The 21,028-nt window shown below is 43.2% G+C and carries 21 protein-coding genes; 16 read left to right on the forward strand and 5 right to left on the reverse strand.

Annotated features, from left to right (window positions below; all coding sequences use genetic code 11):
• Positions 1-123 precede the first annotated feature (123 nt).
• Positions 124-561 carry a ferritin-like domain-containing protein gene (locus ACTWPX_RS14825; protein WP_128523647.1) on the reverse strand — a complete coding sequence of 146 codons (438 nt, stop codon included), beginning with the start codon at positions 559-561 and terminating at the stop codon, positions 124-126.
• A gap of 224 nt (positions 562-785) precedes the next feature.
• Here ACTWPX_RS14825 and liaF point away from each other — a divergent pair, with 224 nt between their 5' ends.
• The 5 genes from liaF (at position 786) to ACTWPX_RS14850 (ending at position 4,442) form a co-directional block, all read left to right on the forward strand.
• Positions 786-1,544, forward strand: a complete 759-nt coding sequence (gene liaF / locus ACTWPX_RS14830) for a cell wall-active antibiotics response protein LiaF (protein ID WP_443120418.1) — start codon at positions 786-788, stop codon at positions 1,542-1,544.
• A gap of 14 nt (positions 1,545-1,558) precedes the next feature.
• Complete coding sequence (locus tag ACTWPX_RS14835) at positions 1,559-2,620, forward strand: histidine kinase (RefSeq protein ID WP_443120419.1); 1,062 nt, start codon at positions 1,559-1,561, stop codon at positions 2,618-2,620.
• Positions 2,621-3,250, forward strand: coding sequence for a response regulator (locus tag ACTWPX_RS14840; protein ID WP_128523641.1), 630 nt, complete (start codon positions 2,621-2,623; stop codon positions 3,248-3,250).
• A 271-nt stretch (positions 3,251-3,521) separates the two neighbouring features.
• Positions 3,522-3,938, forward strand: coding sequence for a disulfide oxidoreductase (locus tag ACTWPX_RS14845; protein ID WP_443120420.1), 417 nt, complete (start codon positions 3,522-3,524; stop codon positions 3,936-3,938).
• A gap of 6 nt (positions 3,939-3,944) precedes the next feature.
• The gene (locus ACTWPX_RS14850) at positions 3,945-4,442 is read left to right on the forward strand and encodes a thioredoxin family protein (RefSeq protein ID WP_443120421.1); all 498 of its coding nucleotides are present in this window, start codon (positions 3,945-3,947) and stop codon (positions 4,440-4,442) included.
• Between the two features lie 37 nt (positions 4,443-4,479).
• Here ACTWPX_RS14850 and ACTWPX_RS14855 read toward each other — a convergent pair whose 3' ends face one another.
• Positions 4,480-4,986: an antibiotic biosynthesis monooxygenase family protein gene (locus ACTWPX_RS14855; protein ID WP_443120422.1), complete on the reverse strand. Its 507-nt coding sequence runs from the start codon at positions 4,984-4,986 to the stop codon at positions 4,480-4,482.
• A gap of 68 nt (positions 4,987-5,054) precedes the next feature.
• On the opposite strand from ACTWPX_RS14855, the gene ACTWPX_RS14860 reads away from it, so the two are divergent.
• The 5 genes from ACTWPX_RS14860 (at position 5,055) to ACTWPX_RS14880 (ending at position 11,235) form a co-directional block, all read left to right on the forward strand.
• On the forward strand, positions 5,055-7,244 hold the full coding sequence (locus tag ACTWPX_RS14860) for a transglycosylase domain-containing protein (protein ID WP_443120423.1): 2,190 nt from the start codon (positions 5,055-5,057) through the stop codon (positions 7,242-7,244).
• A gap of 103 nt (positions 7,245-7,347) precedes the next feature.
• Complete coding sequence (gene hemE, locus ACTWPX_RS14865) at positions 7,348-8,385, forward strand: uroporphyrinogen decarboxylase (protein ID WP_443120424.1); 1,038 nt, start codon at positions 7,348-7,350, stop codon at positions 8,383-8,385.
• 13 nt (positions 8,386-8,398) lie between these two features.
• Entirely contained in the window at positions 8,399-9,328 is a 930-nt protein-coding gene (hemH, locus tag ACTWPX_RS14870) for a ferrochelatase (protein ID WP_443120425.1), read from the forward strand.
• A 7-nt stretch (positions 9,329-9,335) separates the two neighbouring features.
• Positions 9,336-10,742 carry a protoporphyrinogen oxidase gene (hemY, locus tag ACTWPX_RS14875; RefSeq protein WP_443120426.1) on the forward strand — a complete coding sequence of 469 codons (1,407 nt, stop codon included), beginning with the start codon at positions 9,336-9,338 and terminating at the stop codon, positions 10,740-10,742.
• A gap of 217 nt (positions 10,743-10,959) precedes the next feature.
• On the forward strand, positions 10,960-11,235 hold the full coding sequence (locus tag ACTWPX_RS14880; protein WP_443120427.1) for a hypothetical protein: 276 nt from the start codon (positions 10,960-10,962) through the stop codon (positions 11,233-11,235).
• Positions 11,236-11,349: 114 nt separating this feature from the next.
• Here ACTWPX_RS14880 and ACTWPX_RS14885 read toward each other — a convergent pair whose 3' ends face one another.
• On the reverse strand, positions 11,350-12,291 hold the full coding sequence (locus ACTWPX_RS14885; RefSeq protein WP_443120428.1) for a nucleoside hydrolase: 942 nt from the start codon (positions 12,289-12,291) through the stop codon (positions 11,350-11,352).
• Between the two features lie 183 nt (positions 12,292-12,474).
• Here ACTWPX_RS14885 and ACTWPX_RS14890 point away from each other — a divergent pair, with 183 nt between their 5' ends.
• Entirely contained in the window at positions 12,475-13,488 is a 1,014-nt protein-coding gene (locus ACTWPX_RS14890) for a LacI family DNA-binding transcriptional regulator (RefSeq protein ID WP_443120429.1), read from the forward strand.
• Between the two features lie 703 nt (positions 13,489-14,191).
• Here ACTWPX_RS14890 and yhfH read toward each other — a convergent pair.
• The gene (yhfH, locus tag ACTWPX_RS14895) at positions 14,192-14,320 is read right to left on the reverse strand and encodes a protein YhfH (RefSeq protein ID WP_128523625.1); all 129 of its coding nucleotides are present in this window, start codon (positions 14,318-14,320) and stop codon (positions 14,192-14,194) included.
• A 121-nt stretch (positions 14,321-14,441) separates the two neighbouring features.
• Here yhfH and ACTWPX_RS14900 point away from each other — a divergent pair, with 121 nt between their 5' ends.
• The 5 genes from ACTWPX_RS14900 to ACTWPX_RS14920 all read left to right on the forward strand — a co-directional run bounded on the left by ACTWPX_RS14900 (position 14,442) and on the right by ACTWPX_RS14920 (position 20,371).
• Positions 14,442-15,173: an MBL fold metallo-hydrolase gene (locus ACTWPX_RS14900; RefSeq protein ID WP_443120430.1), complete on the forward strand. Its 732-nt coding sequence runs from the start codon at positions 14,442-14,444 to the stop codon at positions 15,171-15,173.
• A 67-nt stretch (positions 15,174-15,240) separates the two neighbouring features.
• Complete coding sequence (locus tag ACTWPX_RS14905) at positions 15,241-16,242, forward strand: lipoate--protein ligase (protein ID WP_443120431.1); 1,002 nt, start codon at positions 15,241-15,243, stop codon at positions 16,240-16,242.
• Between the two features lie 246 nt (positions 16,243-16,488).
• Positions 16,489-18,027, forward strand: a complete 1,539-nt coding sequence (locus tag ACTWPX_RS14910; RefSeq protein ID WP_443120432.1) for a fatty acid--CoA ligase family protein — start codon at positions 16,489-16,491, stop codon at positions 18,025-18,027.
• 255 nt (positions 18,028-18,282) lie between these two features.
• Entirely contained in the window at positions 18,283-19,218 is a 936-nt protein-coding gene (locus ACTWPX_RS14915) for a hypothetical protein (protein ID WP_443120433.1), read from the forward strand.
• Between the two features lie 406 nt (positions 19,219-19,624).
• On the forward strand, positions 19,625-20,371 hold the full coding sequence (locus ACTWPX_RS14920; protein ID WP_443120434.1) for an SDR family NAD(P)-dependent oxidoreductase: 747 nt from the start codon (positions 19,625-19,627) through the stop codon (positions 20,369-20,371).
• Positions 20,372-20,489: 118 nt separating this feature from the next.
• Here ACTWPX_RS14920 and ACTWPX_RS14925 read toward each other — a convergent pair whose 3' ends face one another.
• The gene (locus ACTWPX_RS14925; protein WP_443120435.1) at positions 20,490-20,954 is read right to left on the reverse strand and encodes a DUF3939 domain-containing protein; all 465 of its coding nucleotides are present in this window, start codon (positions 20,952-20,954) and stop codon (positions 20,490-20,492) included.
• Positions 20,955-21,028: the final 74 nt, after the last annotated feature.

The raw sequence follows: 21,028 nt of genomic DNA on the forward strand, positions 1-21,028 counted from the left end.
AAAAAAAGAAGATCCCCCTAACGAAACGAAGGAGCGCAAGGGTTTGAACGATCAGGTTATTTTAAATTCACCGGGCAAGACCACAAAAAAAGCCTCTGGAGCTCTTCCAGAGGCTTTACGTATTCAGTCTTGTAAGCGGGAATCTTGTAACAAGCGCCCGATTTCTTCCATATGGCCAGTTTCATCTGCAATCATATCGTCCAGTTTTACTGATAATTCAGTGAGTCCCAGTTCTTCTGCTTGTGTTTTGCGTTCTTCATATCGTTTAATCGTTTGTCTTTCAGCTTCCTTAGCTTCTTCCAGCATAGGTCTTACTTCTTTTAACTGCTTCACTTCAGCGGGAGTTGTCGTCGGTGTACCGCCTAGAGTACTGATTTTTTCCGCTAAGTAAACGGCATGTTCCTGCTCATCCGTTACTTCACTTTCGAAGAAGGGTTTGAGTACAGAACGATATAAACCAGTTACGACTGCTGCATTATAAGTGTACATGATCGAAGCGGCATATTCATGAGCCAAGTCTTCATTGAGTCCTTCAATTAATGCTTTCATCTTTTCATCCATACAACAACATCCTTTCTTTATCCTAGTCACTTTATCAATGTTCCCTGCTATTAGCTCTTTAAACATGATTTCTCCGTCTGGAGGCGGAGAAGATTCCCACCCGAGGGTTGTTCCTCCTTTTCGGAAAGACAGGTAAAATAGTGGTAAGAGATTGGAAACGAAAAGGGGTTCATAGGACTTTTGTCGAATTGTATTTATGTTAGATACGAAAAAGGATGAGTGTAATGAGAAAGAAAGTATTTCATATAATATTAGCCGTACTATTAGTAGTTGTCGGGGTTGTTCTGCTTTTGTCGAATTTGAACATTATTTCCCTGGAAATGAAATTATCCTGGGTTAATATTTACCCTGTTATTTTTATTATTCTTGGCTTGAAAATCTGGATGGATGCAATTTTAAAGCAGGGTGGCAGTTGGATTTTCGGTTCTTTTCTGACAATATTCGGCGGCCTGCTTTTCTTAGACAGGTTGGATGTATTCGGTTTCAGTTTCAGCCAAGTATGGCAGCTGTGGCCACTTCTCTTCATTTATATCGGTTTCAGTATTTTTCTTGGGAGGAGTAATAAGAAGTATATTTTTGAGTATGATTCAGGCACCTCCCACTCCCGAGGGCGTAACAAATCAAAACGGATGTTCGTCGGTGACCATTCCTTCAATCAGGATAATTGGAAGGTCGAACCGATGAGTTTGTGGAATGGAGTCGGGGATTATAAATTCGACTTCACACGCGCCTTCATTCCTGACGAGGATACACCAATCGCTGTCCGGGGGTGGGTAGGGGATGTGAAAGTCATCATTCCTAAGCATGTCCCATTTCGTGTGGAAGCTGTAATCAAAGTGGGAGACATTAAGGTAGTTGGTCACAATGCAGAAGGAGTGAATCGGACATTACAATATGAGACAGAAGACTATGCCTTAGCCACACGTCGATTGACATTCCAGATCGATCTTGGTATCGGCGATATTAAAGTAGTTCAGGTGTGAAGGGTGGAAGGCACATGTTGAAACAGTTGAATAGTATTCGTTATATGTATATCCGCTCTCACTTATATGGATTGATATTGAATACTTTTATTTTAGCCGCCATCATACTATCTATATATGTATGGTTCCAACCGGCCTGGTTGAGCGCTGGAGCCATTCTACTTTTCATCATGTTATATCTGGGGATAGGTTTTTTCATGGCGATTTATGCAGGGTTCAAATCCAGTGGTGATTTGAAGCAGCGGATGGATTATATCTCAAGTATGATTACCCAGCTGGCACGTGGTAAATTTTCTGCAAAGATTTATTTCAATGAAAATGATGAAATAGCTGGACTTGGTGATGAGTTGAATGAGTTGGGAGAAAAGCTGCAACAGCAAAAAGAATCGCTCTTGAAATTGGCTGATGAAAAAGGGGAGCTTGCCCGAACCGCCCATAAAGCGGCGACAATCGAAGAAAGGCAGCGACTTGCACGAGACCTGCATGATGCTGTCAGTCAACAATTGTTCGCTTTGACAATGATGGCACAGGCAACAGAAAAAGTGTTTGAAAAGAACCCGTCACACGCAAAGGAGCAACTTCGGGAAATTACAGAAATGGCCCTGCAGGCACAAACGGAAATGAGGGCACTGCTTCTTCATCTCCGACCTGTCCACCTTTCTGGAGAGCCTCTGACAGAAGGTATTGCCTCTCTCGTGGAAGAACTGAAGAAAAAATGTCAAATCGATTTTGATCTTCAGATGGAAGAAATTCATGGACTTTCCAGAACGATCGAGGAACAACTATTCCGCATTATACAAGAGGCGCTATCGAACATCCTGCGTCATGCTAATGCGACAGAAGTGAAAGTGGAGGTTTCCCGAGGAGGCGAAGAAGTGTTTTTACATATCGCTGACAATGGGGTTGGATTCAATACAGAAGAGAAAAAAGGAAATAAGACGTCCTATGGTTTGAAAACTATGAAGGAACGTTGTGAAGAAATTGGTGGTACATACGCCTTACGTTCACGGCAGGGAGAAGGGACGCACATCGATCTTCGCGTGCCCATGCAAGTGTCTATGAAGGGGGAAGAATAGATGATACGAGTGGTAGTCATAGATGACCATGATGTAGTTCGGAAAGGAGTCATCACTTATTTGAACACTGAAGATGACCTGGAAGTTGTCGGAGAAGCTTCCAGTGGCTTTGATGGGGCAGCGTTGGTAAAGGAAAAACAGCCGGATGTCGTTTTGATGGACTTGATTATGGAGAACGGTACAGGAATAGAAGCGACTGAAGAAATCATGAAGACAGAAACCTGTAAAATAATCATTTTAACTAGTTATTACGATGATGAAAAAGTGTTCCCGGCTCTCGAGGCAGGAGCCTTCAGCTATATGCTGAAAACATCTTCAGCTGATGAAATTGCTGATGCGATAAGAAAAGCAGCGCGGGGAGAGAATGTCATCGAATCAAAAGTAGCTACAAAGATGATGTCCCGCTTCCGCCAAGAGAAGAAGCCGCATGAAGAATTGACGAAGCGGGAGTTGGAAGTGCTGAAGTGCGTCGGTGAAGGGATGACAAATCAAGAGATCAGTGATTCTCTTTTCATCGGTGTCAAAACGGTGAAAACCCATGTTAGTAATGTTCTGGGCAAACTAGGTGTTCAAGACCGGACACAGGCTGCTGTTTATGCGCATCGGAACGGATTACTAAAAAAACTATGATTGGTTTGAGCTGCTCTTTTAAAGGGCAGCTTTTGTTCTGTCTATGAAAAACCGTTATCCTGTTCTTTGGCTGTGACAAAAAACAGTTCAAAATTTGTGGAAGCTTGTCAGGCAGGAGGCATGTGTTCGTTTCTCATATTCAAGGCTCAACTTGATTGATGAAGAAAGTATTTCTCCGGCTTGAAAGACATTTCATGACTATTAAACTACTTTGTTTTCAAGACAATTCCTAGTATAATGGCAGAAGAGAGAGGTAGAAAGGATTTAACTTATGAAGAAGAATATTGAATCATGGCTATTTCTGTTATGGGCAATATCGCTCGTAGCGACAGCTGGAAGTTTGTTTTTCTCTGAAGTGATCGGTTATGAACCGTGCGAAATGTGCTGGTATCAGAGAATATTGATGTATCCGCTTGTCATCATCTATGGTGCCGCTCTATTGAAGAAGAACATGGATATCGGACTGCCAGCACTTATTTTAAGTGGAATCGGAGGGATGGTTTCTATCTATCATTACTCTGTCCAGAAAATTCCCGCTCTTTCATCGGGGGATGCTTGCGGACTGGTGCCTTGTAATGTCCAGTATATCAACTTATTCGGTTTTGTAACGATTCCGTTTTTGGCGGGAACAGCTTTCATTATCATTTTCATCGTTCATTTGATGTTATTTAAGAAAGAAAGGAAGTAAAGGTTCATGAAAAAGAATATGATCATCTTCGCAAGCGTGCTTGCTATACTTATTGTTGTACTAATTTTTGTTGTGAATTATCAGACTTCACAAAAAACCGCAGATAATCCATACGGGAAAGACAATCTTGATCCAACGACCGTCGAGCAGTTGGACAACCCGGATTATCAGAATCAAATTCAACCAGATGAATTGGAAGACCAGATTCAGTCTGGTGATCCGACTACTGTTTATTTTTATGATCCGAACTGTGCCCATTGTCAAAGAGTCACACCAATCTTAGTTCCCATTGCAGAGGAATTCGAGGTCGATATGAAAAAGATGAATTTAGAGGAATTCAAAGATCAATGGGGCAAGTATGGAATAGAAGGGACCCCGACACTTGTCCATTATGAAAACGGAGAAGAACAGGCCCGTATAGCTGGTGAACAATCTGTCACAGCTTATGATGAGTTCTTTCGCAGTGAAGTGTTGGATGAGGCCCCTGAACAAGAAGAAGAATAAAAAAGGTGAGCGGCTCAGGCCGCTCACTTTTCCTATGCTATTCTTCTAACTGTATCGTTTGGTATTTCGTAATGTACGCGTCTCCATCTATGAAAGAAGGCTTCTTCTGATGTTTCGGTCCGGATTTTTTGTGAGCGTCTTCGAAGGATTGAGAGTTTTTCCAGTCTTCAAAGTCCTGCTCACTTCTCCATTGGGTGAAGACGACGTAGGTGTTGCCTTTTAAGGGACGTAAAATACGGATCGCTTGGAAGCCTTCACGGTTTTCAACGTTTCCGGCGCGATTTTTGAAGCGATCTTCAAAAACCGGTCGACCTTCGTCACTGACAGGGATATTGTTCATAACCACATATCCTTGGGGCTGGATGGTGCCGACGTGGTCCACAGTTTCGTACTCCCGTCCTTCTTCAAAAATGGAGGTATCTTCCCCCTCATAATAGGCGACGGTTTTGTCTTGGTCCTGCAGTAAGAACAGAGATGCTTCTGGATGCTGCTTCTTGAGTTTTGATAAGTAATTCAATGTACCATTCGTCATCGATACTTTCATAGCCAATCTCTCCTTTCCTTCCATACATTCAGTTTATCAAGAGGAAATCATTGGGGGCAAGTTTGAAGGTGACGGACAGAAAGGATGCACGATACTTGAACATCAAAGAATTATCTAAACGGTTACCGCCCTGGACGAAACGTTTGAAATGGCCGGGTATTGTCATAATATCGCTCACTTTATTGGCTTTGATCAGCTTTTTGGTGATTATCTTTGGCGGGCGCTTTGTGGTGGATGAAGAAGATTTGATTTTAGATGAAATGACGACAGTTGAAACAGAAGAAGGAGAAGTCATCGAGAGGATCTACACGAAAAATCGAAAAGTCGTGCCGATTTCATCTATTCCGGAACACGTGCAAGATGCATTTATAGCTATTGAAGATGGGCGTTTCCGTGAGCATTCCGGTGTTGATTTCAAAGGGATCATGAGAGCAGTCTACAAGGATATCATCGCGATGAAAAAGGTTGAAGGTGCAAGTACGATCACCCAGCAGTTAGCGAAAAATTTGTTTTTGTCTAATGATAAAACGTGGATGAGAAAGACGAAAGAAGTCATGGCTGCGATTTATTTGGAGCGGAACTATACAAAAGATGAAATATTAGAGCTTTATCTGAACCGAATTTATTTCGGGGAAGGAACCTATGGAATTGAGGCAGCTTCCCAGCACTATTTTCAACTCTCTGTCGATGAATTGAGCGTGGCTCAGGGAGCTTTGCTTGCAGCCATGCCGAAAGCGCCGAATACGTATTCTCCTTTTGAAAATCCAGAAGCGGCTGAACAAAGAAGAAATATCGTTTTGTCTCGTATGTATGACATGGGCAGCATTAGTGCTGAAGTGATGAAACAAATGCAGGGATCGACTCTTGCCGTGGAACGGGCAGAAGAAAGCGCTGATACATGGTCTAACAGTTATGTGGATCTCGTCATTGATGAAGCCGCTGAGGAGTATCATATTTCCCGTGACGAATTGAAGCGGGGAGGATACAGGATCGTTGTTGAAATGGATCCCACTATCCAACGCATTGCCGCTGAGGAGATGAAAAACGGAGAGTTTGTTCCAGGAACAAAAGGACCTGTCGAGGGAGCTTTTACATTGATGGAACATGATACTGGAGCGCTCGTTTCTGTTGTCGGCGGGCGGGATTTTAAGCATGGTGATTTCAACAGGGTCAAGGCTAAACGTCCACCGGCCTCTGTCATTAAACCGCTTGCCGTGTATGGACCAGCGATGATGAGCGGGGAGTATGATCCTTTTTCTTTGCTATCTGATGAACAGCAGGTGTTTGGTAAGAAAGATTGGAAACCATCGAATCATGACGATCAATATGACGGACAAGTGTCGATGTATCAAGCTTTGATCGAGTCGAAAAATGTCTCTGCTGTGTGGTTGCTCGACAAAATAGGGATCAATTACGCAAAAGATTACCTGGATAAATTAGGGTTGACGACTGATGATAAAGGATTGGCGATAGCTCTTGGAGGGCTTTCAGAAGGCTACACCCCCCTTCAGCTGGCAGAGGCTTATGGTACATTCCCTCAAGGAGGAACAAAAAAAGACAGCTATACAATCCGTCAGATTTTTGACCGTCATGATGAGGTTATCCACGAGCATGAAGTCAACGAGACGGAAGTGTTCGATGCCCAAACCTCCTGGTATATGACAGAAATGCTCAGAACGACAGTCGAAGAAGGTACAGCAAAGGCGGGCACCTATAATAAAGCATTGGCAGGGAAAACAGGGACGAACCAAAACCTGGATGTCTGGTTTACAGGTTACACACCTCAATATGCTGGTGCGTTGTGGATGGGCTATGACCGCTCTGGCAATGAAGGAGCGGAGCTTGAAGGAAGCAGTGTTTATCCGACTCGGTTGATGAAGTCGATTTTGACACGGATCGATCAACAGAAGGATTTACAAACAGCTTTTGAGAAGCCAGAAGGAGTCGAAAGCCTCCCGGAACCGGTGGATCTCCCAGTGATCACTAACGCCCGTGGAGATTTGGATTTGACTGGCCTCGCTTTGTTACGAGGGACGATCAGCTGGTCAGCACCAAAAGATGAACGCATCGTCTACCGTATTTTTAGAGAAGAAGACGGAGAAGATGTTAAAGTCGGTGAAGTTACGGGAAAAGGTGAATTTAAAGTAAGTGCTTTCAGTATTTTCGATCAGACGAAATATTATATTGTTCCATATGATCCGCTGACCGGTAAAGAAGGAACACCTTCTAATACGGTGACTTTAGAATGGGACCTGTAAAAACGCACAAAAACGTGACAAATGAATCATTATTCTATACAGAAGAACGATTAATCGTTATAGTGGAAAGCGGATGAATGAACGTGATAAAGGAGCCTTAATGATGAACAAAATTGAGAACGATACGATACTCAGAGCTTTTCGAGGTGAGGAAACAGAGCATACACCCGTCTGGTTTATGCGTCAGGCTGGAAGGTCACAGCCGGAGTACCGCAAGCTGAAAGAGAAATATTCCTTATTTGAAATTACTCATGAACCTGAATTATGCGCATACGTCACACGTTTACCTGTAGAACAATACGGTGTCGACGCAGCGATTTTGTACAAAGACATTATGTCACCACTGCCGGCACTCGGCGTGGATGTCGAAATTAAAAAAGGCATTGGACCTGTCATCCATAACCCGATTCGCTCAAGAGCGGATATTGAAAATCTAGGAACAATCGATCCGGAAACAGATGTTCCGTATGTACTTGATACGATCCGGCTGCTTACAAAAGAGCAGTTGACTGTGCCGTTGATCGGTTTCAGTGGGGCGCCATTTACACTGGCTAGCTATATGATCGAAGGGGGACCTTCGAAGAATTACAACAAGACGAAATCTCTCATGTACAGTGAACCAATGACTTGGTTTGCTCTGATGGATAAACTTGCGGACATGGTGATCAGCTATGTAAAAGCACAGATTTCGGCAGGGGCGAAGGCGATTCAAATATTCGACTCGTGGGTCGGATCTTTGAATGTTGAAGATTATCGTACTTTCATCAAACCGGTCATGCAGCGCATTTTCTCTGAATTGAAAGAAGAGAATGTACCATTGATCACTTTTGGTGTAGGTGCTCGTCATTTGCTTAACGAGTGGGACGAGTTACCAGTAGATGTCATCGGTCTTGACTGGCGGACTTCCATTACAGAAGCGAGAAAAGCCGGGATTACGAAGCCGCTTCAGGGCAATCTTGATCCTTCCACTTTGTTAGCAGACTGGGATGTAATTGAAGAACGGGCAAAACGTATCCTTGATGAAGGAAAACAGCATCCAGCACATATTTTCAACCTTGGGCATGGTGTAACACCAGATATCCAGCCGGAAACCCTGAAGAGGTTGACCAGTCTAATTCATGATTATTCAAAAAAGAACTAAGAGGTGAATGAACATGGCGAAAAAACAAATGGGACTCCTTGTGATGGCATACGGCACACCCTACAAAGAAGAAGATCTGGAAAGGTACTATACTCACATCCGCAGAGGGCGTAAACCATCGGATGAAATGCTGCAGGATTTGCGTGATCGTTATGATGCAATCGGCGGTATTTCTCCACTAGCCAGAATTACAGAAGACCAGGCAGAAGCATTGAAAGATACACTGAATGAAAAGCAAGAGGACATTGAATTCAAAGTTTACCTTGGTTTGAAGCATATCGAGCCATTCGTGGAAGATGCAGTAGCTCAAATGAAGGAAGATGGAATTGAGGAAGCGGTAACGATCGTTCTTGCTCCCCATTACTCGACTTACAGTGTGAAATCCTATAATGGACGTGCGAAAGAAGAAGCGGATAAACATGGCATCTCGCTCCGTTCGGTTGAAAGCTGGTACGATGCTCCCGGTTTCATCGATTTCTGGAAAGAGGTCATCAATGCAGAATATAGCAAAATGGATGAAGCAGAAAAAGAGAAAGCATGCTTGATTGTTTCTGCCCACAGCCTTCCTATGAAAATTTTGGATGGTGGAGACCCTTACCCTGATCAGCTTAAAAAGACGGCTCACCTCATTTCCGAGGCTACTGGCATATCACAATATGAAATCGGCTGGCAAAGTGAAGGGAATACACCTGATCCCTGGATTGGACCGGATGTCCAGGACCTGACGAGTGAACTTTACAATGAGAAAGGTTACCGCAGCTTTGTTTACGCGCCGGTAGGTTTTGTTTCCGACCATTTAGAAGTCCTTTACGACAATGACTATGAATGTAAGGTTGTCTGTGAGGAAGTCGGAGCGAATTACTATCGACCAGAAATGCCGAACACAAACCCGAAATTCATCCAAACACTCGCCGATGTTGTTTTGGATAAAGTGAAAGAGTAGGGATTCTATGACTGAGCGAAAACGAGTCATCGTCATAGGTGGGGGCATTTCCGGTCTGACATCCGCCTATTACTTGCAAAAAGAAGCTCGGGAAAAAGCTCTGGACTATGATGTCCAGCTCCTTGAATCAAATGAAAGTCTCGGAGGCAAAATCAGTACTATACAAAAAGATGCTTTTACAATTGAGCGTGGACCTGATTCCTTTTTAGCACGGAAAGAAAGTGCAGGAAGGCTGGCCCGAGAAGTCGGACTAGGCGACGATCTGGTCCCGAATGGTACAGGGCAATCATATATATTAGTAGACGGTAAACTGCACAAAATGCCGAGTGGCTCCTTTATGGGGATTCCTACTCGTATCCGTCCTTTCTTATTCTCTGGCTTGTTCACCCCTCTAGGAAAACTGAGGGCAGCGTTGGATTTGGTCAAATCGAAGAAAACGGTGGAGGGTGATCAATCACTCGGATTGTTTTTCCGGCGTCGTCTCGGTAATCAGGTAGTCGAAAATTTGATTGAACCTCTTTTGTCAGGTATTTATGCTGGAGACATCGATCGTCTCAGCTTGCAATCCACCTTTCCGAACTTTTATGACTTGGAACAGGAACACGGAAGTCTAATTAAAGGCTTGCGTAAGACCTATCCGATCAGGAAGCCGAAAAAAGGCGAGAAGAAGCCAAGCATGTTTCGTACGCTCAAACATGGACTGAGCTCTCTTGTCAAAGCCATTGAAGAACAATTGGAACCTCGTTCTATAAGGACAAGTATCCAGGTCGATCATATTGAAAAGAAAGAAAATGGCTATCATTTACTGTTGAGTGACGGGACCGTTGAAGAAGCGGATGCCATCATAATGGCAACCCCGCATTTTGCTGCTCAACGTATGCTTTCTCAATACGAGTTCTTAGAAGCATTTAAAGAAACGAATGCAACATCTGTAGCAAATGTTGCGATGGCATTTGATGCTTCAGCGATCAAAAAAGATATCGACGGCACAGGCTTTGTCGTGTCGAGGAATAGTGATTTTCGAATTACAGCCTGTACATGGACCCATAAAAAATGGCCCCATTCCACACCGGAAGGGAAAGTGTTGCTTCGTTGTTATGTAGGTAAGCCATCCGATCAAGAGGTGGTCGATATGTCTGATGAAGAAATTCAAGAGATCGTATTGAAGGATTTGAACAAAACGATGGATATCACTGCAAAACCCGAATTTTCCGTAGTGACTCGCTGGCATGATGCCATGCCGCAATACAAGGTAGGCCACAAAGATCGACTTAATGAAATCACTGAGCAAATGGAAAAGGAATTACCCGGTGTTTATCTGGCAGGTGGCTCTTATCGTGGGATTGGTTTGCCTGACTGCATAGATCAAGGGGAAGCCGCTGTTCAAAAAGTTTTACAATATTTGAATCAATAATAGGAAATGGGCCTTTAGAAACATGTGAAATTTTTCGAGTGCAGCATGTAAAGAATAAAGTCGGAGTTCTGAATCGGGTGCGATTCAGAACTCCGACTTTTGTTATTACGAGATGATTTGCGACGGAGAAAGGTTAGGGAAACACTAGTGAGTTGAAATGGAATAATATGTTAAAATGAAGTTGTCAGAACTAGTAATGGAGGTGGGAGATTCGGCAGTGCTAAATTCAATTCGAGCAGGAATCGGACTGCAAGCAATCTTTTTTATATTATTTTTCGGAACGCTCCTACCAAGAATGAATAATGTAATCGGTGCGATTATTTGTTTGACTATTGGTTTATTAAGTCTTTTCATTGGTATAAAATCTTTTTTACATCAAAAAGAAGCCGTTCTTCCCACACTAATTATAGGTACTTCCGTTATTATTATTGCATTTACGATTTTTGCTTACTTTATGGGGGAAGGTGGCTACCTTCCATTAATATTGCAATAATTCTAGAGCAAAAGGTGGAGGGATTCATGCCTTTTTTATGCTTTCCCCATTTATTTATGAGCTGATTTCACTTCACTATAAGGAGATCGCAATACTAAAAGTAGTGGACATTTTTTATGAAGTGGTCGACATGATTTCAATGAAATCGTCGATGAATGCCTCGATGTTAAAATCGATGATGATTTGGTGCATTGGATAATTTTTAATATACTCTGGATTGGGGCGGAAATCCGCATAGGTTAAGCCTTTTGAATGCCCGTCGGTAGTGATCAGTACTTGACGGTCAACCACATGGAACAATTCCGGTTTCATCAAGTAGGAAAATAGGGTGACATCATGTAATGGTGCTCCATTAATAGAAGGGAGAAGGGTTTCATATTGTTTGGAATAGTAATTCATAATCGGTTGAATGATCTTTGAAAAAGGGGTGTCGTTTTGCGCTACAATTTTTTTCGTCACTTCCGGGGAAATGACTGCATGGTTACTTATGTTCAGTGGAACAAATGTGACTTGCCCCCCGTAGGTGGCTATGATTTTTGCAGCTTGAGGATCCCCATAAATATTAGCTTCAGCCACAGGGGTCCGATTCCCAGGGACGAAAAAAGCTCCTCCCATGACAAGGATCTGCTTTACTTGCTTGATGTTGGTTTCTGCCTGAATGAAGGTTAGGGCTAGCGAAGTAAGGCGTGACAGGTTGATGATAGTAAGGTCCCCCTCATGCTCTTCGATCAGTTGATAGACCATCTTGAAGGGGTGGATATATTCGGGAATTTCTATCGCTGGCACGAGATCTCCTAATCCATGCAGGCCATGGATATTATAAAAAAACTCCGGAGGGGCTGCGGTGAGAGGGGAATCTGCACCAAGAATAAGAGGAATATCATTTCTTCCTGCAAGACCTAACAAGTAAGTAGTATTCTTTAAAGCGATGTCTTGACTCACATTCCCGTATTCGCATACGATCCCGAGAATTTCTATTTCGGGGTGAAGAAGGGCGTACATAATCGCAAAAGCATCATCAACGCCAGGATCTGCGATAATCAGTACTTTTTTCAAAACATCGACTCCCTTAATTTTCCTTTTTTTTATAGTTTATTATAATAAATCCACTCATATCACTGCATTTAAATAAAAATGGTAAGATTCATACAGGTTTATGAAAGGGCTTGCAAGAAGGAGGGAGGATTAGTATTATTAGAATTGGAAACGTTTTCAAGATTACATCAAGGGGGAGTACGAATGGCTACGATTGAAGATGTAGCAAAGCTGGCTGGATTGTCAAGAACAACGGTGTCTCGAGTCATTAATGACCAGCCTTACGTGACGGAAGAAAAGAGACACCGAATCATCCAAGCCATGAACGATCTCGGTTATGTCCCCAATTCTTCCGCTCGTCGCCTACGCAGTCAACGAACAGAAACAATCGCCGTCTTGCTGCCTCGCCTGACGAATCCTTTTTTTGGCAATTTGATTGAAGCAATGGAAGAAAAGGCATCCGAATGGGGCTACCAAGTGATTGTCTGTCAAACACATGATTCCAAGAAAAAAGAACTGGACTATTTGCAGTTGCTGAAAACCAAGCAGGTTGATGGCGTCATCATGGCATCATTGGTCAACGATTGGGAAGTAGTGGAGCCTTACCTCGAGTCTGGTCCGATCGTTTTTTGCAATGAATATATGGACGAGTCCTCCATTCCTATGGTTCACATGGATCATAAGCAAGCAGCATATGAAGCGACCGTTCATCTTTTAGAACAAGGGTGTAAACAAATCGCCTATGTTACCGGGGGGCAAGAGAGTCATTTATCAAAAGAACGCAGAAAAGGATTCACTTCAGCCCTTTCCGAGTATAACCTGCCTTTTATAGAAGAGATGACAATTGACTGGGCTATGGACGTGAGTGATGGACAAAAAGTTTTTCATATGATCAGCAATGAGTTCACGCAAGTCGATGGGATATTTACAGGTTCAGATGAAGTCGCGGCAGGATTGATCTATGAAGCTGCTTCTTCTGATTGGAGTATTCCAGATGACTTAGCTGTAGTCGGTTTTGATAACCAAATGCTTTCACTGTTGATGGTCCCATCTGTGACAACGATTGAACAGCCAGTCAAACAGATGGCGGATAAAACCGTAGAGGTTCTCATTCAACAACTGCTTCATCCTGGAGCGTTACCAGCACAGAAATATGTTTTTCCTCATCAGTTGTTGATTCGGAATTCTACAAAAAGAAAAAAACTAACCATCCAGTAGAGACTTCTACCGGATGGTTTTTTTATGTAAAGTTCGTCAACAAACGTGCAGGATATTTGAAGATATGATTTCGAGGCTTTTATTGAGATTATAGGGCTACGGGGAACAACTCGCTTTCCGCGGGAGCGCGATGAGCCTCCTCGAGCTATACGCTCTGCGGGGTCTCATCCTGCACTCTTGTCCCTCAGGAGTCTCCTTGTCCCCCTCCGCCCCCCTGCCATATAGTGTTATCGAAATCACATTAGGGAGCTCCTGCGCTTGGATGGAGGGGGAGTCCTGTGAAAACGCAAAGTTCTAGCCCATCCAGGTGCATAAACGCTGCTATAGAACCATCCGGAAAAGGTTCAGGGTAATCCTCTATCCCTATAGAAAGGTCCTTTCACCAAGTTAAAGATGGGTTGGCTGGTAAAATGACGAGACTCCCGCGGGAGAAGGAGCCAGGCGAGACCCCACAGGGAGTGTGAATGAAGCGACCGAGGAGGCTTGCCGGTTCCCCCGCAGGAAAGCGAGTTGTTTTCCAGCCGACCCACACTCTTATACCGTAAAGGACTTACTCGAAGCTGAGTGAAGCAGATATGGGGTATTGAGTGGGGATACCAATTTATTTTAGCAGGGCAAATCTAAAAAAACACAAAAAATAGCAGCCTGTGACAGCTGCTCCAAATTTCATGTTCTTTCAATTGATTTTTGTGGAATACTAGAATTAGCGTGCGGGATGGTCGCAGTCGTCACAAACGTTACCGTAGCAGTCAGCTTTTTCCTGAATGACATTTCCGCAGCTGGAGCAGTGTTTTCTCGGAAGGTTACGAAAGAATTCAAGTACGTTCATCATTTGTAAATCGCCTCCAATTAATTTTTAATGTAAAGCCATTGTATTATAACAATATTCAGAAATCAACAAACTGTTATAAAACAATGATAAAATAGGAAAAAAGATACAGGGAGTGAAGGAAATGAAAGTTACAGTAATTGGCTATTGGGGTGCATACCCTGCTGAAGGAAGTGCTACATCTGGCTATTTATTCGAAAAAGACGGTTTTTCAATGCTTGTAGATTGTGGCAGTGGGGTCCTGTCACGCCTGCAGCAATTCAAAAAGGTCAATGACATCGACGCTGTCATTCTGTCGCATTACCACCATGATCATTTTGCAGATATCGGTCCACTGCAATACGCCTGGTTGGTACAGAATACGATTGCTGAGACTGAAGAAACCCTTCCAATTTACGGACATGAGGAGGATAAAGGGAAGTTTAAAGCGTTGACGCACCAATATACAGAGGGGGTCGCATATGATCCTGAGCAATCTCTGCAAATCGGTCCTTTTACCATCGATTTTGAAAAAACACTCCATCCGGTCCCATGTTATAGTATGCGTATTACAGACGGAGATGCGACTATTGTTTATACAGCGGACACGAGCTATTTCTCCGGTTTGTCCAACTTCGCGAAGGGGGCAGATCTTCTTATCACAGACACTAACTTTTATAAAGGGATGGATGGCGAGGGCCCCGGGCATATGACTAGTCCAGAAGCGGCAACGATTGCAAAGAATGCTGAGGTTAAGACATTATGGCTGAGTCACCTGCCTCATTTCGGGAAATTGACGCTTTTGCGTCAGGAAGCGGAAGATGTATTTGAAGGCACCATTCAATTAGCGGAAGAGGGGTTATCATGGAGTAAATAGATTGTCTATCCATGTCGAAACCATTACAATATAGAGTGGAGACAACGGACTAGAAAGGATGAGAAGAATGCTGTTTATCGATCATGAGGGGATCAATGACCCGCGAATCAATTTAGCGATCGAAGAGTATGCGTTGAAAAACCTCGATATCAACGATACTTATTTACTGTTCTATATCAATAAACCATCTATCATTATCGGAAAAAACCAAAACACGATTGAAGAAATTAACACGAATTATGTTGAGGAAAATGGTATTCATGTTGTACGTCGCCTGTCTGGCGGGGGAGCGGTATATCATGACCTTGGAAACTTGAATTTCAGTTTCATTACGAAAGATGATGGAGACAGCTTTCATGATTTCGCCAAGTTCACCCAACCGGTTACAGAAGCGTTAAGTAAGTTGGGCGTCAATGCTGAGCTTTCTGGGCGGAATGATATCGTCGCGGAAGATGGACGAAAAATTTCCGGGAATGCTCAGTTCACTACCAAAGGGCGGATGTTCAGCCATGGAACGCTCATGTTCGATTCTGAAATTGAGAATGTGGTTTCCGCATTAAATGTAAAAACAGAGAAAATAAAATCGAAAGGGATCAAATCGATTCGCAGTCGTGTAGCGAACATATCAGAATTCCTTGAAGAAAAAATGTCAATGGAAGATTTCAAAGAGTTGGTCTTACGCTATATATTTGATGTGGAAGATGTGAAAGATGTCCCGCAGTACAAGTTGACTAAACAAGATTGGGAGAATATTCATGAGCTGGCTGACGAGCGTTATAAGAACTGGGATTGGAATTATGGGAAATCTCCGAAGTTCAATATCCAGCACACTAAACGCATTGAGGGCGCTGGCAGCTATGATATTCGTCTGGACGTTGCAAAAGGATATATTAAGAACGCGAAAATCTTCGGAGATTTCTTCGGTATCGGTGATATCAATGAGATAGAAGAGAAGTTGATTGGGACAAAATATGATCGTCAATCCTTGTCGGAGGCTCTTGGGGAGACAGATATCCCTCATTATTTAGGAAAAATCAATAAAGAAGATTTCCTTGATATGTTGTACTAGTTAATAGAGGCCGATCCAACAGCTGGCTCGGTCTTTTTATATTCGGTCCCAGCCCCTCGAGGTCTTAAGTTCAAACTTTACGGGAAGGAGATCGCTCCCCATAAGGATTGTTCTTAAGCTTGTCGGGTCTCCCAGGGCACTTGCGCTTTTATTCTACAAATGTTGCTAATTAATTGTCAGTATTTTATAATTAGAGTGAAAATTATAATTATGAATGATTATTCATTCATAAAAGGGGGAGCATTCATGAATTTAAGCGAACAATTGTCGCTGACGGCGCAGCAGCATCCTGCCAAAGTGGCCTACATATTCCAGGGTCAGCAGGTAAGTTACCGTGAGTTTGATGCGTCAGTCACAAAATTCGCTTCAAAATTGTCTGAGTTAGGCTATGGTAAAGGGGACCATATTGCGCTTGTAAGTGGAAATAGTCCATTATTCATGATCGGCTTATATGGTGCGCTGCGAGCTGGGGCGACGGTTATACCGGTCAATCCTACGTATACGGTTGATGAAATGAGCTATATTTTGAAAAATGGCGATGTCAAAGCAGTTATGACGATGGATGTCTTAATGGAGAAATTCGAGCATATGGACGGGATGCTTGGGGTGTACCATTATTTTGTCGCTGATACTGGCATGGGAATCGATCTGGAGAAATCTTCACTCTACTTAAAAATGAAATCGTTTACAAAGACTGTAGCTGAAGGAGAGCTTGTATATGAGGCAGCACCGATTGATGAAGAAGAAATCGGGGTGATTCTATACACCTCTGGGACGACTGGCAAGCCTAAGGGAGCCATGCTCACCCACAAAAACTTGTATTCCAATGCTACAGATGTTGCCGAATACTTACAAATCAATGCAGATGATCGTGTGATTGCTGCATTACCGATGTTCCACGTGTTCTGTCTCACAGTCTGCCTGAATGCTCCTGTCATGAATGGGGGAACAGTCCTTATCGTTCCTAAATTCTCACCTCAAGAAGTGTTTGCAACAGCCGAAGAACATCAAGCGACTGTGTTTGCCGGGGTTCCGACGATGTACAACTATCTTCTGCAAACTGGCAAAGACCAAGTTGAGACCTTCCGCCGTATCCGTTTGTGCATCTCAGGTGGTTCTTCCTTGCCTGTCGCTCTGCTTGAATCTTTTGAGAAGCAATTCAATGTCCGGGTTTCTGAAGGTTATGGATTATCCGAAGCTTCTCCGGTAACCGCATTCAATCCCCTTGACCTTCCTAGAAAAGCCGGTTCCATCGGGCGGAATATCAAAAATGTGGAAAACAAGGTAGTTGATGAGCTTGGTGAAGAAGTGCCGGTCGGAGAAGTCGGGGAACTGGTCGTTCGTGGTCCGAATGTTATGAAAGGATACTACAAACTTCCTGAAGAAACCGCTGTCACGATTCGTGATGGATGGCTTTATACAGGTGACATGGCCCGGAAGGATGAGGACGGATATTTCTATATTGTAGATCGCAAAAAGGATATGATTCTGGTCGGTGGATACAATGTATATCCGCGCGAGGTCGAAGAAGTCTTGTATAAACATGAAGACGTGACAGAAGTAGCTGTAGTCGGTGCTCCTGACCCGGAGCTGGGAGAGACGGTAATCAGTTTTGTCGTGTCGAAAAACCCGACTTTGAATGAAGCGGCACTCGTAGAATATTGCCAGGATCGGTTAGTGAAGTATAAACTTCCTACCCGAGTGGAGTTCATGAGTGAATTGCCGAAAAATACGACCGGTAAGATTTTAAGAAAGAATTTAAGAGAACAATTAACTCAATCATGATGAAAAGCGCTCAGTGCCCCTGAGCGTTTTTTCGTTAAGCTTGTCGAGGCTTCCCAAGGCGCTTGCGCTTTTGTTTCATCCAGCTCCAGCGCCTAGCCCCTCGAGGTCTTAAGCAAGCCCTTTGCCGTGGCAAAAACCCACCACTTCAAAGGTTTGCTTAAGCTTGTCGGGGCTGACCAAGGCGCTTGCGCTTTTGTTTAAAAACTTTGAAACGTAATGCTTTTTCGTCCGTAATGATAGGAGGGGGATTGATATATGATGAAAAAATTACATGAGTCTCTTCTGGAAGCCAGGAAAAAGGTGTTGGAGCAAAATCGATTGCACAGGGAGTTAAGCCAGTTAGACACTGAAAGAAAGGCACTACAGGATAAAGAGCAGGTATTTTTGAAGAAATTGAACGAAGAAAAAGAAGATGTTGAAAAGTTGAAGCGTATGAGCTTGACGAATATTTTTGTCACTCTCACAGGTAAGAAAGAAGAGCGGATAGAACAAGAAGAAAGAGAAGCTGTTGAAGCACGTTTGAAATGGCTTGAGGCTCATAACTCAATCAAAGACATTGAGCAGGAAATGGAAGCGATACAGTCACGGAAGCGGGAACTTGGAGAAACTGAAGTAGAGTATGAAGCCCTCTACCGTAGAAAAAAGCAATACATAATTCAAAATGGGGAAGAGAAAGGGGAGCGGTTGCTTGAGATAAGTGAGCAGCGCTCCCAAATCCAGGCGGAACTTATAGAATTGGAAGAGGCAATAACAGCAGGTAAGGAAGCGAAGTCGTCTCTTGAGGATGCTTCTAAGTCTCTGAGTTCAGCAGAGAATTGGGGAGCACTTGATATGGTGGGTGGGGGTTTGCTGACAACAGCAGTCAAACATTCGCGTATCGATGATGCGGACTCTGCCATTCATAACGCGCAACGCCATTTGCGGAAGTTTGCAAATGAGATTGAAGATCTTGGTGACCATTATCATGTAGAGGTTGAAATTTCCGGAGGATGGACGGTTGCTGACTATTTTTTTGATGGGTTGATCGTCGACTGGTTTGTGCAGAACCGCATCCAATCTTCCCATGAAGAAGTACGTGAAATCCGTGAGAAAACCCATCAAGCACTTTTGGATTTAGAATCCTTGCAGCGGCAATTTAATAAGGAAGACGAAAATTTAAAAGCGATTCAGGATGAAATGGTAGGTGTGTGATGAAGAAAACGCAGGAGAGGTAAGTATGTCATTTAATAGCAATTTCGCAACCTGTTGCGGTTCTCCGCAACTTTTTTTCGGTGAAGGTAGCCGGAGAATATATTACAATAGAAACAGATAAGCGGTGATGCTTATTTATCTCAATACTATTTATGATTGGTTGTCATAAATAGTTCAGTAATTTTCATTACTGGTGAGTGTAACAGTTGAAAAAGCATCTTTCCTCTCAGAAGTGTTTTTTCAAGCAATTTATTCCCTCACTCAAAAGTTAACCAGTCGTCTCTTTTGGCCAATGCTCAAAGTAGCATTGGCACTTTTTTTGTGTCTATAAATTTACGGCGGCTTTGTCAAGATTGCCTTTATCTATGGTAAAGTAGGCATACAAAGATGTTGAAGGAGAGAGAGTATGGCTGGTTTAGATAATAAAGTCATCCTGATCACAGGAGCGAATAGAGGCCAGGGGAAAGCTATTGCTGAGCACTTGGCTTCTTTAGGTGCAAATGTGGTGGTCGGTTCCCGTAGTTACGAGCAAGCGGAAGAGGTAGCCGGTCAGATCGGTTTGGCGCGGGCTTTGCCTGTGAAGCTGGATGTTACGGTGGAATCTCAATGGACCAATGCAGTGGAAAAGACGATTCGGAAGTACGGAAAAATAGATGGCCTCGTTAACAATGCCGGAATTCTAAAGCGTAAACCCTTCACAGAAATTACGGCCGAAGAGTATCAACAGTTGATTGATGTGAATCAAATCGGTGTGTTCACTGGAATGCAATCCGTCATACCATATATGGAAAAGCAGAAAAAAGGATCGATTATTAACAATTTATCGATTTCAGCATTCGCTCCTATCAGTAAATCTTCTGCCTATGCTGCAACGAAGGCATCCGTCGTAGCGATGTCTAAAGCGGCGGCGATTGAATTGGGACCAAAGGGTATACGTGTCAATATGGTGCATCCAGGCGGAGTGGAGACAGAAATGGCTACAGAAGGCAAAGGTGTTCCTGATTTTTATGACACGATCCCACTTGGACGGATCGGTCAGCCGGTAGAAATTGCCAAAGCTGTAGCGTTTCTCGCTTCAGATGAAAGCTCCTATTGTACGGGGACAGAGATTATTGTAGATGGTGGTATGACTTTAGGGACAACTGATCAATAATGGATGGAAGTCTTAAATATGAATACGTGCTCTCATAGAAAAAGCAAGCGGCCTCTCCGCTTGCTTTTTCATTATGTCGTTATTGAGCCGAGACTGTTTCAAACCTTAGATCTGGATACTACTCAGGTTTTTTATAAGTGATCATGAATTCCTCATTCGTGAGGTAAAAGTCACGGCTTGGTCTATTTTGTAACAAATGGAGGCGCTCGAGCTTATAATAATTTATCCGCTTATAAGGATCATTGTCTATGATAGGGGGTTCCTTGGTCTGTTTCATATACTGATCGACGGCATGCTGCACAAGGTCGATCTCAATGGCTAAATCCCGGTCCTGTTCCTCGAACAATTCATACGTTTCACGGGACATATAGAAGGGCTGCTTCGGGATGGCTTGTAAATAAGGGGCGAGGAGGTCATAATCGAGCGTTAAATCTTTTTTTATGAGGACGCTGAGAGGAACTTCTCCTGGTTTGTCATCTGCATAGGAGTGGATCGCTTTCCGAACATCATGAATCGACAGGTCGCGGATTTCTAAAGGTTCTTGATCTTGGTTGTTCGATTTCTTCTTTTTGCGTTTCCACACATTCATTCCTCCTTAAAGTAAAAATCATAATCGTTGAAGAGGTGTTTCTATATGAAAAAAAATCCTATACCTCA

The sequence above is a fragment of the Halobacillus sp. H74 genome, assembly GCF_052246715.1.
Classification (GTDB): domain Bacteria; phylum Bacillota; class Bacilli; order Bacillales; family Halobacillaceae; genus Halobacillus; species Halobacillus litoralis_A.